This window comes from Secundilactobacillus similis DSM 23365 = JCM 2765 (genome assembly GCF_001311075.1).
Taxonomy (GTDB): domain Bacteria; phylum Bacillota; class Bacilli; order Lactobacillales; family Lactobacillaceae; genus Secundilactobacillus; species Secundilactobacillus similis.
Genome location: NZ_BBAD01000074.1, coordinates 1 through 16,504 on the forward strand (window position 1 = coordinate 1; position 16,504 = coordinate 16,504).

Genomic DNA, 16,504 nt, shown 5'->3' on the forward strand with positions numbered 1-16,504 from the left:
GACAAACAGCCTTCACCCAAATCGCACCCAACACTTACGCTGGACACAAACGACAGCAGACAACAAAAAAACGGATCGAACAGCCAACGCGGGCAGTTCGATCGTTTTAACATGCATTTAGTTAATGAAGCAAAGGGTTACTTACGATCCTTGCTGCTTGTCATAATGGCATCTAGCAGACCGTAATCAACGGCTTCTTGAGCGGTTAAGTAGTGGTCACGTTCAGTGTCCGTGTTAACGCGTTCGATTGGTTGACCAGAGTTACCAGCCAAAATCTCGTTGATCATCTTACGAGCCTTCAAGATTTCTTCGGCAGCAATTTCAATTTCAGTTTGTTGGCCTTGAGCACCACCAGATGGTTGGTGAATCAAGACTTGTGAGTGAGGTAAGGCAAACCGCTTACCCTTAGTACCTGACGATGCCAAGACACTGGCCATTGAGGCCGCCATCCCAGTAACGATCGTTTGAACATCAGATTGGATGAAGTTCATCGTATCGTAGATCGCCATCCCAGAGGTGATTACACCACCTGGAGAGTTGATGTAGAGGTAAATATCTTTAGTAGAATCTTGCGCGTCCAAGAACAAGAGTTGGGCGATGATCGCATTGGCCATATCGTCTTCGATTGGACCGGAAAGCATAATGATTCTGTCCTTCAACAAACGAGAGTAAATATCATAAGCCGTTCGCCGCGGGAGGATTGTTCAATAACCGTTGGGACTAAGTTCATAGCTTTGCAGCCTCCTTTAATTTCGTAAATAATGGTAGTCACTTCCGACTAACTGATTTGTAGTTTAACCCAATGGTCAATAAAGGTCAAACAAAAACGCTCAACTTTTTGACCAATGGGACTAATCGGTGCTGTGACAACTTTTAGGATACCATAAATTAACGATTGTTGCGGGAAAAGGGCGTTGAATTTATCAAATCATGGTAGATTAAATTGCCAAATAACCTGAAATGAGTGGTGACGCGAAGACAGTTACTTTAACGCGTTTACTATTTTGAAATACACAGTGAGGTTGTCGATTCGTTTCACAGTGAGTATGAAGTAGTGGTGTGAACAATGCTTACGGGTTTGGATTTTGCCGATAGTTATCGATAACGGAAAACGGACGGCGTTGAGCACAACAACCACTGATTAACGGCTAAATTAACCAACTTGTTAAAATCGTGCTGAAACCATAGTTTTCGGTGATATAAATTGCTATTATGAAGTTGTGAGCAAGTTGGGGAAATCATGGATTGGGGCTGGGTGATGACCGAAGAAAAACGTGCGCCATTGAGCGGCATTATTTTAGCTGCAGTTGCCGCTACTGGTTGGGGACTATCAGGGGTTGCAGCAGGGGTGATTTTTGACCGTTATCCCGCAATTTCACCAGCATGGTTGACCCAATTGCGGATGATTTTAGCCGGGGTGATTTTGTTGATTGGCAGCGGGATGCTACATCAACGCCCGTTTGCGGTATTGCATCACCGTCGAGATGCACTGCAGGTTGCCTACTATGGTTGGTTTGGGTTGATACCTGCACAGTATTTTTACTTCATTGCCGTACACGATGGTAATGCCTCGGTGGCGACGATTTTACAATATTTAGGATTGTTCTTTGTGGTCTTTTACACGGCAGTCCGGTTTCGTCAGTTACCCGGTCGAGCCGAATGGATCGGTATTATTGTGGCAGTTGTCGGGACAGTGTTAATTGTGACTCACGGGCGGTTCAATGGCTTGGCTGTGTCAACCTCTGTGCTATTTTGGGGCATGTTATCGGCGGTGGGGAGCGCAGCCTATACACTGATTCCTAAACGTGTCTTACCGATTTACGGCACCATGAACTGTACGGGATGGGGACTGATCGTGTCAGGACTGACGATGTTTATTTTCCCATCGGTTACCCAAGGGCCAACGCACGTTGATTTACCGTTGATTGGTTTATTACTATTTGTGGTTTTGATTGGCACGGTTGTGACGTTGTTCTTGTTTAACGCTGGGCTTAAGGTGATTTCAGCTACCACGGCGAGTTTATTGGATTCGTTAGAGCCGTTATCTGCAGCGGTGTTTTCGGTCTGGTTGGGCGTTTCATTGACCGGGTTTGACATCATTGGCGGTATTTTGATTATTTTGGCAGTGTTACTAATTTCGATTGATTTTGATCGGTTGCGGGATCGGATTCGGCGAAATGATCGTGGGGATGAGTGAACGGGAGTTTCTGTCAAATGACGGTGATAAGAACATCAGGTGTTGAAATATGTTTCTATAATAATGATGAGGGTCTTATTTAAGTGCTAGATATCGTAAAATGATGTCTAGCTTTTTGATGCATACAAAAAGCGCAACAAGATTAACTCGTTACGCTGATATGTACTTGCCCTACACCGATTTATTTTTCAGACACTTTTAAAGCAAAACCATACGAATCTGTAACGAAATAAAAAACAGAACACCGATTTAACGGCATTCTGTGAAGTTATGTGACCCTGTAAAACTCATACTGCGCCTGGAGGGAATCGAACCCCCATCTCAAGAACCGGAATCTTACGTGCGATCCATTACACTACAGGCGCATTGCGTTACCGTTGACTGCATCGTCAACACAAAATACTATACCCGAATTTGAATATAAATACAAGTGAAATCACCAAAAAAATTCTATCAATGTCTTGAAAACGCTATCATTAAAAGGTTTGTCGATTCGATTGCATTCGTAAAGTTGGGCTGTTATAATGACGTTGTGGGTGAGAGCCCATTAATTTTTGGCCTTGATGGGTCATCATATGTCATGCCGGGACAGTTAATGTCCCATAGCTTTATTTTTCAAAGAGAGAGTAGGGTTGGACATGGATCTCGAGTGGAGATGGGTGAATGCCGTTGTCCCTAAGATGACGCAGAAGCTGATCGGCCGCTACTCGTTGTTGCTTACCATTAACGTCATGCAACCGGTGGGTCGGCGCTTGTTGGCCGATAAGCTGAACATGACCGAGCGGAGCGTGAGAACCGATTTGGATCTCTTAGTTGCCAACGGTCTGGTTGCCATGGGCGTTAACGGAGTCTGTCTAACTGATGATGGACAACGCGCGTTGACGAACCTTCAACCACTGGTAGATGATATAACTGGTCTTCGTAAAAAGGAACGGTTACTTCAAGACCGGCTGGGCCTGAAAGGGTGCCGGATCGTCACTGGTGATTCTGACCAGCAGTCCGATATTAAACGGACAATGGGTCAGATAACGGCAACGTTGTTACGAGATCAGTTACCATCCGGTGATAGCATTTTGGCTGTCATGGGTGGAACAACGATGGCCGCCGTTGCTGAGACACTAACTGAGGACCTTGCCGAAAATCGGCAACTGACGTTTGTGCCGGCTCGGGGCGGTATGGGTGAATCGCCTGAGATTCAGGCGAACACGGTCTGTGCCAAGATGGCGACTGCCACAAACAGCCGTTATCAAGCCCTTTACCTACCAGAATTAACCTCGGCAGCAACGTATTCAACGCTGAGTCAGGAGCCAATGATTGCAAGAACGCTAACCACGATTAGTCACGCTAACGTGGCGATTCACTGTGTTGGCGATGCAATGGCGATGGCAAAACGGCGACAGATGCCGACGGACGTGACCGATACGTTACGTGAACGCAACGCGGTAGGCGAAGCGTTCGGTGACTTCTTTGATGGTAATGGTGAGATTGTTTACCGGGTACCACGGTTGGGACTGTCAATTTCAGACCTTGATCGAATGGATCTGGTGATTGCCGTTGCCGGGGGTCACACCAAGGCTGACGCTGTCGAGGCGTATTTTAAGATCCCACCGGCTGCCACTTATTTGGTAACCGATGAAGGATTAGCTGACAAGATTTTAAAAAAGTGATACTATTAATTGGTATTGCTGTTTAAAATAATTTTACTTTTTTCACTTCCTAAAGGAGGAAAACACAGTATGACTGTAAAAATTGGTATTAATGGTTTCGGCCGCATTGGTCGTTTAGCGTTCAAGCGGATTCACGAACTTCATTCAGCAGACATTGAAGTTGCAGCTATCAATGATTTGACTACCCCTTCAATGTTGGCATACCTCTTAAAGTATGATTCAACACATGGTCGTTTCCCTGGCGAAGTTTCAGCTACTGAAACTGGCATCGTCGTTGACGGTAAGGAAATCCCTGTATATGCAGAACCAAAGGCTCAAAACATTCCTTGGGTTAAGAACGACGGGGTTGACTTTGTTCTTGAATGTACTGGTTTTTACACTTCAGAAGAAAAGTCACAAGCTCACTTGAACGCTGGCGTAAAGCGTGTCTTAGTTTCAGCTCCTGCAGGCGCTGTACGTACCGTTGTTCCTGGTGTTAACTTGGACACGTTACAAGCTGATGACAAGATCGTTTCTGCCGGTTCATGTACCACTAACTGCTTGGCACCAATGGCTTACTTCTTAAACGAAGAATTCGGCATCAAGGCTGGTACGATGACTACCATTCACGCCTTCACTGCTACGCAACAAATTCTTGATGGCCCTCGCGGCAAGAAGATGCGTAACAACCGTACTGCAAGCATCAACACGATTCCTCACTCAACTGGTGCCGCTAAGGCTATCGGTTTGGTTATCCCTGAATTAAAGGGTAAGTTACAAGGCCACGCACAACGGGTTGCTGTTGTTGATGGTTCTTTGACTGAATTGGTTTCTGTACTTGACAAGAAGGTTACGGCCGACGAAATCAACGCAGCAATCAAGAAGCACACTGAAGGTAACGACGCATTCGGTTACAACGATGACGAAATCGTTTCAACTGACATCATCGACGACCCTCACGGCTCAGTATTTGACCCAACTCAAACTGAAGTTACCACTGCCGGTGACACGCAATTAGTTAAGACTGTTGCATGGTACGACAACGAATGGGGCTTCACTTGCAACATGGTTCGTACTTTGTTGAAGTTTGCTTCAATGCTTTAATATAAAGCTTTAATTTAAACTTTTAAACGATGTAAAGGCGGAGGGAGGCGACTTTCTCCGCCTTTTACGTCAGTAAACATGAATTTATTTCACAATCAACACTCACCAGGAGGGTTTAGAATTGGCTAAATTAACAGTTTCTGATTTAGAGTTACAAGGTAAAAAAGTGTTAATGCGTGTCGACTTTAACGTCCCAATCAAGGACGGCGTTATTGGTAACGACAACCGGATCGTAGCAGCTTTGCCAACGATTCAATACGTAATCGATCACGGTGGTAAGGCAATCTTGCTTTCTCACTTAGGCCGGATCAAGAAGGAAGAAGACAAGCCCGCTTTGTCAATGCGTCCAGTTGCAGAACGGTTGTCTAACTTGCTGAACAAGCCAGTGACCTTTGTACCAGCTACTGAAGGGGCACAATTAGAAGACGCTATCAACAAGATGTCAGACGGTGACGTACTTGTAATGGAAAACACCCGTTACGAAGACGTTAAGGATGGCGAACAAGTTAAGCGTGAATCTAAGAATGATCCTGCTTTGGGCAAATACTGGGCATCGCTTGGCGACGTTTTTGTTAACGACGCTTCGGGACTGCTCACCGGTCACACGCTTCAAACGCCGGTATCGCTGCTAACATGCCACAAACCGCTGCTGGTTTCTTAATGGAAAAGGAAATCAAGTTTATCGGTGGTGCCGTTTCAAACCCAGCACACCCATTCGTTGCTATCTTGGGTGGCGCTAAGGTTTCTGACAAGATCGGTGTTATCGATAACTTGTTGGACAAAGCCGACAAAGTTATCATCGGTGGTGGGATGACCTACACCTTCTACGCTGCAAAGGGTATGAAGATTGGGAACTCATTGGTTGAAACTGATAAGATCGACTTGGCTAAGGAAATCATGGACAAGGCTGGCGACAAGTTAGTATTGCCTGTTGATTCAATCGTTGCTGAAAAGTTTGACAACGATGCCCCTCACAAGACAGTTGAAGGCGACATTCCTGATGGCTACATGGCCTTGGATATTGGCCCTAAGTCAGTTGCTGAATTTAAGGATGTCTTGAAGTCAGCTAAGCTAGTTGTTTGGAACGGCCCAATGGGTGTGTTTGAAATGAGCAACTACGCTGAAGGTACCCTTGAAATTGGTAAGTTCCTTGGGACTTTGAGTGATGCAACGACCATTGTTGGTGGTGGTGATTCAACTGCCGCTGTTCAACAATTAGGGGTTGGCGAACAATTGACCCACATCTCTACTGGTGGTGGCGCTTCACTTGAATACCTTGAAGGTAAGACTTTACCTGGGATTGCCGCAATCAGCGACAAGTAATTTGTGTTGATTAAATGAAGAAGCTAGGACGGTGTGTCCTGGCTTCTTTGCTTAAAGTCAGGTTAACTTTGAACGACGTTACTAGCTAAATCAGGTTGTTTCCGATAGAATAGGAATGTGAAATTTGATTTAACAAAGGAGCGTTTACTGTGCGGATACCATTAATTGCGGGTAACTGGAAGATGAACAAAACCATCACCGACGCCCGCGCATTTATGCAGACTGTTTCAGAACGGGTGCCTGATCCTGCCGAGGTTGAAACGGCAATCGCGGCCCCAGCGATTTTGTTAGCAAGTATGTTGGCGGAGAATCCCGGTCAACGGCTGCGAGTCGCAGCTGAAAATTGCTACTATGAAGATAGTGGTGCATACACCGGGGAAACCAGTCCTCAAGCGTTAGCCGATATGGGCATCCCATACGTGATTTGTGGGCACTCAGAACGGCGAAGCTACTTTAACGAAACCAACGACGTCATTAATCGAAAAGTCCATGCGGTTTATCGCAACCAGATGACACCGATTCTGTGCTGTGACGAAACCATGGGCCGATTAGAGGCTGGCGAAAAGATTCACTGGGTTGTAAGCCAAGTGACTGGGGCGCTGAAGGCATTACCGAAGTCCAAGCGCGTCAGCTCGTGATTGCTTACGAACCAAGTTGGGCCATTGGGAGCGGGCAATCAGCTTCCGCGGCGCAAGCTGAAGAGGGATGTTACCTGATTCGGCAAACGATAGCTGATTTGTATGGTGATCCGGTGGCCAACGAGATGCGGGTACTGTATGGCGGGAGTGTTAACCCCGACAACATTGCTGAAATCATGGCAAAACCCAACATTGATGGTGTTTTGGCTGGTGGTGCTAGCTTGGATGCGGAGACGTATTTAAAGTTAGTTAACTACCAACAAGCCTAGTTTGTTTTATTAATGAGACAACTTCCCAGCAAGATTTAACATCGAAGCGGTTTCATCTGCAAATAAACCGAAATAGTAATTGCAAGTTCAAGGGTAAACTTATAAAATAGACTGCGGGGAACTGTTTCCCGCTAGGTTAAACATTCATAAGGAGAGAATATAATGTCAATTATTTCTGATATTTACGCACGCGAAGTCTTAGATTCACGTGGTAACCCAACTGTTGAAGTTGAAGTCTACACTGAAGCCGGCGCAGTTGGCCGTGGAATCGTACCTTCAGGTGCATCTACTGGTGAACACGAAGCCGTTGAATTACGTGATGGCGACAAGAGCCGTTTCGGTGGCAAGGGTGTTACTAAGGCCGTTGACAACGTTAACAACTTGATTTCTAAGGAAATCGTTGGCTTTGACGTTACCGACCAAATCGCAATCGACAAGGCTATGATCAAGTTAGACGGTACGCCTAACAAGGGTAAGCTTGGTGCCAACGCTATCTTGGGTGTTTCTTTAGCCGCTGCCCGTGCAGCTGCTGACGAACTTGAAGTTCCGCTTTACAACTACTTAGGCGGCTTCAATGGTCACGTTCTCCCAACTCCAATGATGAACGTTATCAATGGTGGGAAGCACGCCAACAACAAGGTTGACTTCCAAGAATTCATGATCATGCCTGTTGGTGCACCAACTGTTAAAGAAGCTATCCGGATGGGTGCAGAAACTTTCCACGCCTTGAAAGCTATCTTAAACGACCGCGGTTACTCTACTGCTGTTGGTGACGAAGGTGGATTTGCACCTGACTTGAAGAACAACGAAGAACCATTCGAAATCTTGGTAGAAGCTATCAAGAAGGCTGGTTACGTACCTGGCAAAGACGTTGCAATCGCCTTTGACTGTGCCTCATCAGAATTCTACAACGCTGAAACTAAGACTTACGACTTAGTTGGTGATGGCAAGTCATACACTGCTGACGAATTCGTAACCTTGCTTGAAAGCATCGTTGACAAGTACCCAGTTGTTTCTATCGAAGATCCTTTGGATGAAAACGAATGGGAAGACTGGCAAATGGCAACTTCTCGCTTAGGCAAGAAGGTTCAATTAGTCGGTGATGACTTGTTTGTTACGAACACTGATTACCTTGAAAAGGGTATCAAGATGGGCGTTGCTAACTCGATCTTAATCAAGCTTAACCAAATCGGGACTTTGACTGAAACTGTTGAAGCCGTTGAAATGGCTAAGGAAGCTGGTTACACGGCTATCATCTCTCACCGTTCTGGTGAAACTGAAGATACCACTATCTCTGACTTGGTTGTTGCTTTGAACGCTGGTCAAATCAAGACTGGTTCAATGAGCCGTGGCGAACGGATCGCTAAGTACAACCAATTGATGCGGATTGAAGACCAACTTGGTGAAGTTTCAGCTTACAAGGGGATCCACTCATTCTACAACTTGTCAGAACAAGCTCGCGAAGCTATCCAAAACAAGTAATCTTACTCAATATTGAGTAAAATTGTAGACATCATTAAAGGAACGAACGTTGAGAAATTAGCGTCCGTTCTTTTTTTAATGCGCTCAGTAAAAATTGGACTGCATCATAACTGATGGGCCTCTATTGTGTGAAAGAATGGTGATACCCAACGTGACACCATAGCTAACGTTGGTGTCCTGAGGTAATCAGTACGAGCGTGTATTTGGTTAAATCAAACGAATTCGGGCAATTGTTTCCAAATCATAATTAATAAAACTTCTCTCGGTCAACGTATCGTAACTAAGTGTACTTTGAAGAAAAAGGAGTTTTAAGTTTATGCAGAAGAAAACAATCGGGATGTTAATGTTAACGGGGGCGTTGTTAGGAGCGAGTGCTCAAACGGATCAGGTGAAAGCGGCAACGACCCCAACGGCGATTCAATCCGTTGCGTCGATTACAGAGGCTAAAACGTTTCGCTATAGTTATTATGACCGTACCACGGACGGTAAACTGATTAAAACAAATGAGGCTGATATTACAACCGATAATCCCAATCCTACGGGGGGCGCTAAACACGGCCTTAAAAACATAGTCGATGTGCAACCAGATGGTCCAATTGTTGATGGTGTTCAAGGTTTTCGAGTGGTTTTAGAGCGAATGACCAACAGTATTTATTTTAACTATTTCGATGAAGATGGTAATGAAATCGATTATAAATTGGTAGGACTACATGGTTGGTCGAGGAAAGTCGAACCGGGAATGGCTGTCTATCAAAAAGAAGTTGCTCACGCCGAAAGTAAAATTAGTCAGCTCGGGTTCCAAATTGTAAGCCAAACTGTTAGACATACAGGACCGTATGATGAGGTCAACTACGTATTAACTAAGAATAATAGTGACGCTCAGAAGCCTGAAACGGGAACCGAATCGAGTTCATTGACCGGTACTGATAATCAAAAAAGTCCTGAAAAAAACTCAGAATCCTCGATGGTGAATGAAGTGCCTAGTCCTCCTCATAAGGGAGAAGTTGCACCAACCAGTCTGAGACGCCTAAACCAGTTGATTCGCAAACTGGTGTGATGGCAACTGGTGATGCATCGAACCCAGGGGCCAGTCAAGGGACGACGACTGGAAACGAGACGGTCGTTAGTCCAGATTCAGTTGCGGGAAATGAAGCGGCTAACCCTGGTCAGACGTCTAACGTTAACCCGTCTGATGTAGCAACTTCAACGGTTTCACCAGCACCGAATACTGTAACACCACCAATCACACCTGAAAAGCCACATGAGTCGGGTACAGAAACACCAGAGGCGCCAACAAAACAAAACGTGTCAGGTTCGACAGCCCCTAAGTTACCTTTGAAACCAACCACGTCAAGCACAAGTACAGCCACTACACCAACGAAGCCAAACGCGTCAGGAACAACAACGCCAACCACACCGGTGGCGCAGCCGACAGTAGGTGCAACGACCCCAGCACTGGCTTCAAAACCAACTGAACCAGTTAAATCAGTCTCAAAGCCAACTCGTCCAGTAAGTACAGCTGGGTCGACTAACCAAGCACGACCTACTACAACTGTAAAACCGACAACGGCTAATCGGGGGACGACCCCAACTCAAATTAAAGTTGAGGTCCAACCAGTTGAACAAACGGGTTCCCAAACGACTAGTTCAAAGCAAACCCGAAAACAAACCAAGCGACAAGTTAAGCCAACTAAGACGAAGCACAAACAAGTTAAACATAAACAAACCAAGCATAAGGGAAAGCAACAGACTAAGCGAACGGTAAAGGGGAAATCAACGCAAACCAAGAAAAAGACAACTAAGCAAACCCGGATCCGCCAGTTACAGCAACAACTGGTAAAACTGTTGAAACAGCTATTAGCACTTCAAAAATAAGCGTTAAACGCCTTGGTTAATTGAATGATTCAAAAAAGTTCGGTTTAAAGCCGAACTTTTGGCGTGTTTCGCGCAATCGACTAGCGAGTTGCCGGTTGAAACAATCTGAGTTGTGATAAACTATTAATGGCAGATTTGAATGAGGAGCGTGCGAATGAAAACGAAACGACTAAAAAAATGGGATCTATCCCGATTATATGCGGTTGTCCAAGGAATCGTGTCGGTCTGTTAGCCGGTGTAGTGGTTAGTTTCTTTCGACTATTGATTAGTCAGGGATTGAAATTAGTGACTTGGTACTTTGGCCAAGCCCACGAACACTGGTGGTTATTGATCGTATGGGTACTGATTAGTTTAGGGCTAACGCTGATTTTAGGTCGTTGGTTAAAGCAGACGCCAGATATTAAAGGTTCTGGGATTCCACAAGTTGAAGGTCAGTTAATGGGCGAATTAGACTATCACTGGTGGCCGGTACTCTGGAAGAAATTCGTTGGTGGCGTGATTGCGATTGGCAGTGGCCTGTTTTTAGGGCGTGAAGGGCCATCAATCCAATTAGGCGCCACGGTTGGTCAAGGGTTTGCGGCTAAACGGCATTTAACTGGCGTTGACCGGCGAATCATTATTGCCAGTGGGGCTTCGGCTGGGTTATCTGCCGCGTTTAACGCGCCAATTGCCAGTTCACTGTTTGTTTTGGAAGAGGTCTACCATAACTTTTCAACGATGGTGTGGATCACGGCGTTAGCGAGTGCCATTGCTGCTGATTTTGTCTCAACCGTGTTTTTTGGTTTAACACCGGTCTTACATATTACTTATTTGCGGGCGTTGCCACTGTCACAGTATGGCTGGCTACTCTTGTTAGGGGTGTTATTAGGGTTACTTGGTCGATTGTATCAAATCGTTGTGTTACGAGTTGGCAGCTGGTATTCAAAACTGAAGTGGCTACCGGACGATTATAATAGCATCATCGCATTTGTATTATTGATTCCAATTGGCTGGTTTATTCCCCAGATTCTTGGTGGCGGCAATAGCTTGATCGTATCGATTGGTGGCAATGCACCTACTGCTTTAGTGTTACTGCTGATTTTTGTGCTCCGGTTTATTTATTCCATGATGGCCTATGGTACGGGCTTACCAGGTGGTGTTTTTCTGCCCATCTTAACGTTAGGCGCCGTGTTTGGGGGCTTCTTTAGTCAACTAATGGTGACCTGGGGGCTGATGCCAGCCGCTGAAGTGCCGATTTTTGTGATTGCTGCCATGGCGGGATACTTTGCTGGTATTAGCAAGGCACCGTTTACTGCGATTCTATTAATTACTGAAATGGTGGGGACTTTGCATCACTTGATGCCGTTAGCCATCGTCTCGTTGGTTGCGTATATGACGGTTGATATACTGGGCGGCGCACCTGTATATGCGGCAATGCTGGATCGACTGTTACAGCATCGGCAGCAAACGCAAACGACCCCACTGAAACAAATTTCGTTTCCAGTGTTTGTCGAGTCTAGCCTCGCAGGCAAGCAGGTTCGGGAAGTTAACTGGCCTCAGGGGGCGCTGCTCGTTGAATTGCAACGCGGTGAAAAAGTGTTGATCCCCCATGGTGATACCATTATTCGGGTGGGCGACCTGCTGGTTCTAAACGTTGAATCGCGGACACTGCGCGCAGTTCGGCAAGCAATGAAGCAGTTAGTCGGTGATTAAAAAATAATCCCTGCAATCAGATTCTTAAGCGCCGTGGGTAGTATTCTAGGCCATTTTATGATAAATTATAAAGAGGTATTGTCAGAGACTGGGCAACAATAGGAGGCAATTTCTTGTACAATTTACTGTTAACAGGATTGATGATTGATAGCGTATTAATTATTATCGCAGTGTTAATGCAACCAGCAAAACAAGAGACGCAATGTCCGCTTTAAGTGGCGGTTCACAAGATTTATTTTCACAACAAAAGGCGCGGGGCTTTGAAGCATTTATGCAAAAAGTTACCGTTGTCTTGGGAGTTATCTTCTTTGTGCTGGCGTTGGCATTAACTTATCTTTCTTCACACTAGCAACCAGATCCTCCTGTGACTTTCGCAGGGGGATTTTTCTGTAAATGATTAAACGGGAGGTGAACAAACGATGATTCAGATGCCCAAGCCATTTTTCTTTGAAGCTGGTCCGCGGGCAATCGTGCTATTACACGCCTATGCCAGTAGCGCTAATGATGTTCGCATGTTAGGGCGGCATTTACAACGTGCTGGGTATACCGTGTTGGCACCAATGTTTACGGGGCACGCCACTGGTGACCCTAAGGACATTTTAACGCAGGGCTCACCGGCCGCTTGGTGGCAAGATACCCAAACCGCGCTACAGTTCTTAAGGGACAAGGGATACACGCAACTCAGTATCTTTGGTTTATCGCTAGGCGGTATCTTTGCCATGCGGGCGTTAGAGACGGATGCAACGTTACTTGGCGGGGGCTCGTTTAGTTCACCCGTGGTGATGACGAGCGATAACCACTTACTGCCAGAGTTCGCGCGATTAGCGACAGCAACTTACCAGTACGGTGGGTTAGACCAAACTCAAATTGATAAAAACGTTGCCTGGTTAAACGATCGGGTACCCGATCAATTGCAACAAATCGATGCATTTGCGGGAACGGTTGCTGATCAACTGTCAGCGATTCAGCAACCTGTTTTTGTCGCGCAAGGCGGTCAAGACGAGTTGATTGATGCGCAGGTGGTGTATCAGCTGCGTGATCGGTTAGTCAACGCGAAAACGGTCGATTTTCACTACTATGAGGATGCAGGCCACGTGATTACGGTCAACAACGCTCGGCACCAACTCGAACAAGATTTAGATGCCTACTTACAAACAATCTATAATTAATAAATGAGGACAAACAATCGTGGAAGATAACAACTTAAAGCAACAAATTGAGGATTTGTTACGTGCAAATCCAACGAAGCGCTTCCGAGTAGAAGACGTTTCGGACACCTTACACTATCATGGCTCAGCTGCGTTCAAGCTGATCGTGTCAGAATTGGCACGACTTGAACGTGAAAAAACGGTCGTCGTGACCAGCGAAGGCGAATTTCAATTAGACGAAAAGGCTCGGACGCTTACCGGGATTTTTCACGCTAATGATAAGGGATTTGGGTTCGTCGCCTATGATGATGAATTACCAGATGCTTATGTGGCACCAGACAACACGATGTCGGCCTTGAACGGTGACGAAGTTGAAATGGAAATCGTACGGCCGGCTGATCCTCGGTCGGACAAGGGACCTGAAGGTAAAGTGACCGGCATTGCCGAACACCATTACACCCACGTTGTTGGGGCCTTTACCCAAACTGAAGACGACATGGGTTATTACGGTCAGGTTCATTTGACTGATAAGAAGCTTGCGCGTTACAAATTTTATATTGTGGATACCGGCTTACAACCAACGCCAGGTGAAGTGGTCACGGCTGAAATTACCGAATACCCTAACAGTGATCACCCATTAGCCATGATTGGGATCGCCAAGAAGGTTATCGGGAGTGTTGATGACCCTGGTATCGATATTTTACAAATCGTGTATGCGCATGATATTCCAGCAGAATTCCCAGAAGACGTTTTGCAGGAAGCTGACGCTATTCCAGATCACGTGACTGAAGCCGAAATGGCCGGCCGCGAAGACATCACGGATCAAGATTTAGTGACGATCGATGGCGAGTCTTCAAAAGACTTGGATGATGCCGTTACCGTTTGGAAGATGGACAACGGCAACTATCACTTAGGGGTTCATATTGCGGATGTGTCCCACTACGTTAAAGAGGGCTCGTTACTGGACCAAGAAGCCTACAAGCGCGGGACCAGTGTCTACTTAACTGACCGGGTTATCCCAATGTTGCCACGTCGCTTATCAAACGGCATTTGTTCATTGAACGAAGGCGTGTTACGACTATGTATGAGTTGTGAAATGGAAATCGATCCTGAAGGTAACGTGGTTAACCACCGGATCCATCCAAGTGTCATGAAGTCCACGGCTCGGATGACGTACACCAACGTCAACAAGATCCTTGAAGCCCATGACGAAGCCACTCGTAACCAATACGACCGCTTAGTGCCAATGTTTGATAACATGGCTGAACTGCACAAGATTTTATACAAAAACCGGAAGCGTCGTGGTGCCATTGATTTCGATGATCACGAAGCAGAAATCATCGTGGACGAAACTGGCCACGCCATTGATATTCAGCTCCGGGTTCGTGGTTTAGCTGAACGGATGATTGAATCCTTCATGTTAGCCGCTAACGAAACCGTTGCCGAACATTACAACCGGGCGAAGGTGCCATTTATCTACCGGGTTCACGAAACGCCAGATGGCGAACGGGTGAAGAACTTCTTCGAATTCCTGACAGCCTTTGGGATCAACGTTAAGGGTGATCCAGATCACTTGCGGCCAAAGATGCTTCAAAACGTTTTGAAGCAGGTTGCTGGTAAGCCAGAAGAACCCGTTGTTTCTGTGATGATGTTGCGGAGCTTGAAGCAAGCGAAGTATACTGACCAATCTCTTGGTCACTTTGGGTTGGGTGCTGAATACTACACCCACTTTACGTCACCAATTCGGCGTTACCCAGATACGATGGTTCACCGGTTGATCCACTTCTACGAAGAAAAGGGCATCAACGCTGACAGCAAGGCACGTTACGCTGACTTACTGGAAGAAATTGCAGTGCACTCATCTGAAATGGAACGTCGCGCAATCGATGCCGAACGTGATACGGATGCCATGAAGAAGGCCGAATACATGGCCGACCACCTTGGTGAAGAATTTGAAGCCAGTGTCAGCTCTGTAATGAAGTTCGGGATGTTCATTGAACTCCCTAACACCGTTGAAGGCTTGATCCACATCAGCCGGATGCAAGATGATTACTATGAATATGTTGAAAAATACCTTGCCTTAGTTGGCCGTAACACCCACCGGACTTACCGGATCGGGCAAGCCGTTAAGGTAAAGGTTGTGAACGTTGATAAGGAACAAAGCAAGATCGACTTTGACTTGGTTGACCCAACTGCAGCGCCCGTAACGGACCTGTTACCAAAACGTGAACACCATAATGGTGGCGGTCGCGGACGTGGCAACTACGGTAACCGCAACGGCAATGGTGGCCGAAATGGCGACCATAAGCGTTCACAAGGTGGCAATCGTAACGGTGGTAACGGCAATCGCAATGGCGGTAATCGCGGCGGCAACGGTGGTAATCGGAACCATAGTCGTGGCGGTCAAGGCAACCGTGGTGGCCAAAACCGAGGTCAACAAAGCCGTTAATCTTTAATGTGAGGTGAGGATTGTTGAGTAAGAAAAAAGCGCCAGCAGATAAAAATGTCATGGCCCAAAACAAAAAAGCCCGGCATGATTATCAGATCCTCGACACCTATGAAGCAGGATTAGTGTTGACGGGAACTGAAATCAAATCGGTTCGTGATAAACGGGTCAATTTACAGGACGGTTTCGCGCAAATTCGCAATGGTGAAGCCTGGCTGATGAATATTCACATTAGTGAGTACGCTCAGGGTAACCGTTTCAACCACGATCCACTGCGAAATCGAAAACTATTACTGCATAAAAAAGAAATTGCCAAACTAATTGGGACAACCAAGGACAAGGGGATTACCATTGTTCCGCTACGCATGTACATTAAGAACGGCGTGGCGAAGGTTCTGATTGGGGTGGCTAAAGGGAAACACGAGTACGATAAACGTGAAACCATCAAACGCCGAGAACAAGATCGGCAAATTGCACGAGTAATGAAGCATTACTAGGCAATGATTATTGAGGCACTAAGTGAACTGCCAGTACGTTGGTGGGTCGCTTAGTGCTTTTTTGCTGTCGTTTGTGTCCAGCGTAAGCATTGGGTGCGATTGGGGTGTCGGCTGTTTGTCATCGCTTCGCTCGCCAAAGCCGCATGAAACCGGCACTCTCAGGCTACAAAATTCGGCGCCACTTAAG

At 46.2% G+C, this 16,504-nt stretch carries 9 protein-coding genes, 1 tRNA gene and 5 pseudogenes; 13 read left to right on the plus strand and 2 right to left on the minus strand.

Annotation, left to right across the window (positions count from 1 at the left end; translation table 11 throughout):
• Positions 1 to 137: 137 nt before the first annotated feature.
• Positions 138 to 730 (minus strand): annotated as a pseudogene (locus tag JCM2765_RS13185) (ATP-dependent Clp protease proteolytic subunit).
• A 528-nt stretch (positions 731 to 1,258) separates the two neighbouring features.
• On the opposite strand from JCM2765_RS13185, the gene JCM2765_RS13190 reads away from it, so the two are divergent.
• On the plus strand, positions 1,259 to 2,197 hold the full coding sequence (locus tag JCM2765_RS13190; protein ID WP_057152124.1) for a DMT family transporter: 939 nt from the start codon (positions 1,259 to 1,261) through the stop codon (positions 2,195 to 2,197).
• Positions 2,198 to 2,490: 293 nt separating this feature from the next.
• On the opposite strand, the gene JCM2765_RS13195 is transcribed toward JCM2765_RS13190, so the two are convergent.
• Positions 2,491 to 2,562, minus strand: a tRNA-Arg gene (locus JCM2765_RS13195).
• Between the two features lie 273 nt (positions 2,563 to 2,835).
• Between JCM2765_RS13195 and JCM2765_RS13200 the strand changes: the two genes are divergently transcribed.
• From JCM2765_RS13200 to smpB, 12 genes and pseudogenes are all read left to right on the plus strand, one after another.
• Positions 2,836 to 3,864, plus strand: coding sequence for a sugar-binding transcriptional regulator (locus tag JCM2765_RS13200; protein ID WP_082624490.1), 1,029 nt, complete (start codon positions 2,836 to 2,838; stop codon positions 3,862 to 3,864).
• Between the two features lie 69 nt (positions 3,865 to 3,933).
• On the plus strand, positions 3,934 to 4,947 hold the full coding sequence (gap, locus tag JCM2765_RS13205) for a type I glyceraldehyde-3-phosphate dehydrogenase (RefSeq protein ID WP_054737136.1): 1,014 nt from the start codon (positions 3,934 to 3,936) through the stop codon (positions 4,945 to 4,947).
• 121 nt (positions 4,948 to 5,068) lie between these two features.
• Positions 5,069 to 6,270 (plus strand): annotated as a pseudogene (locus JCM2765_RS13210) (phosphoglycerate kinase).
• Between the two features lie 149 nt (positions 6,271 to 6,419).
• Positions 6,420 to 7,177, plus strand: a pseudogene (tpiA, locus tag JCM2765_RS13215) (triose-phosphate isomerase).
• Positions 7,178 to 7,339: 162 nt separating this feature from the next.
• Entirely contained in the window at positions 7,340 to 8,659 is a 1,320-nt protein-coding gene (gene eno, locus JCM2765_RS13220; RefSeq protein WP_054737137.1) for a phosphopyruvate hydratase, read from the plus strand.
• A gap of 337 nt (positions 8,660 to 8,996) precedes the next feature.
• The gene (locus JCM2765_RS13225) at positions 8,997 to 9,716 is read left to right on the plus strand and encodes a hypothetical protein (protein WP_156301800.1); all 720 of its coding nucleotides are present in this window, start codon (positions 8,997 to 8,999) and stop codon (positions 9,714 to 9,716) included.
• Positions 9,716 to 10,534, plus strand: a complete 819-nt coding sequence (locus tag JCM2765_RS13230; RefSeq protein WP_054737139.1) for a hypothetical protein — start codon at positions 9,716 to 9,718, stop codon at positions 10,532 to 10,534. The genes JCM2765_RS13225 and JCM2765_RS13230 overlap by 1 nt, the downstream gene beginning before the upstream one ends.
• 154 nt (positions 10,535 to 10,688) lie before the next feature.
• A pseudogene (locus JCM2765_RS13235) lies at positions 10,689 to 12,226 on the plus strand (ClC family H(+)/Cl(-) exchange transporter).
• A 113-nt stretch (positions 12,227 to 12,339) separates the two neighbouring features.
• Positions 12,340 to 12,575: pseudogene (gene secG / locus JCM2765_RS13240) on the plus strand (preprotein translocase subunit SecG).
• Between the two features lie 70 nt (positions 12,576 to 12,645).
• On the plus strand, positions 12,646 to 13,395 hold the full coding sequence (locus JCM2765_RS13245) for an alpha/beta hydrolase (protein ID WP_054737141.1): 750 nt from the start codon (positions 12,646 to 12,648) through the stop codon (positions 13,393 to 13,395).
• Positions 13,396 to 13,414: 19 nt separating this feature from the next.
• The gene (rnr, locus tag JCM2765_RS13250) at positions 13,415 to 15,823 is read left to right on the plus strand and encodes a ribonuclease R (protein ID WP_054737142.1); all 2,409 of its coding nucleotides are present in this window, start codon (positions 13,415 to 13,417) and stop codon (positions 15,821 to 15,823) included.
• A gap of 23 nt (positions 15,824 to 15,846) precedes the next feature.
• Positions 15,847 to 16,317, plus strand: a complete 471-nt coding sequence (smpB, locus tag JCM2765_RS13255) for an SsrA-binding protein SmpB (RefSeq protein ID WP_420852582.1) — start codon at positions 15,847 to 15,849, stop codon at positions 16,315 to 16,317.
• Positions 16,318 to 16,504 lie beyond the last annotated feature (187 nt).

Excerpts from the sequence above, each read along its gene's own strand:
- JCM2765_RS13190 (WP_057152124.1), top strand. The coding sequence starts at position 1,259 with ATGACCGAAGAAAAACGTGCGCCATTGAGCGGCATTATTTTAGCTGCA.
- JCM2765_RS13200 (WP_082624490.1), top strand. The coding sequence starts at position 2,836 with ATGGATCTCGAGTGGAGATGGGTGAATGCCGTTGTCCCTAAGATGACG.
- gap (WP_054737136.1), top strand. The coding sequence starts at position 3,934 with ATGACTGTAAAAATTGGTATTAATGGTTTCGGCCGCATTGGTCGTTTA.
- eno (WP_054737137.1), top strand. The coding sequence starts at position 7,340 with ATGTCAATTATTTCTGATATTTACGCACGCGAAGTCTTAGATTCACGT.
- JCM2765_RS13225 (WP_156301800.1), top strand. The coding sequence starts at position 8,997 with ATGTTAATGTTAACGGGGGCGTTGTTAGGAGCGAGTGCTCAAACGGAT.
- JCM2765_RS13230 (WP_054737139.1), top strand. The coding sequence starts at position 9,716 with ATGGCAACTGGTGATGCATCGAACCCAGGGGCCAGTCAAGGGACGACG.
- JCM2765_RS13245 (WP_054737141.1), top strand. The coding sequence starts at position 12,646 with ATGATTCAGATGCCCAAGCCATTTTTCTTTGAAGCTGGTCCGCGGGCA.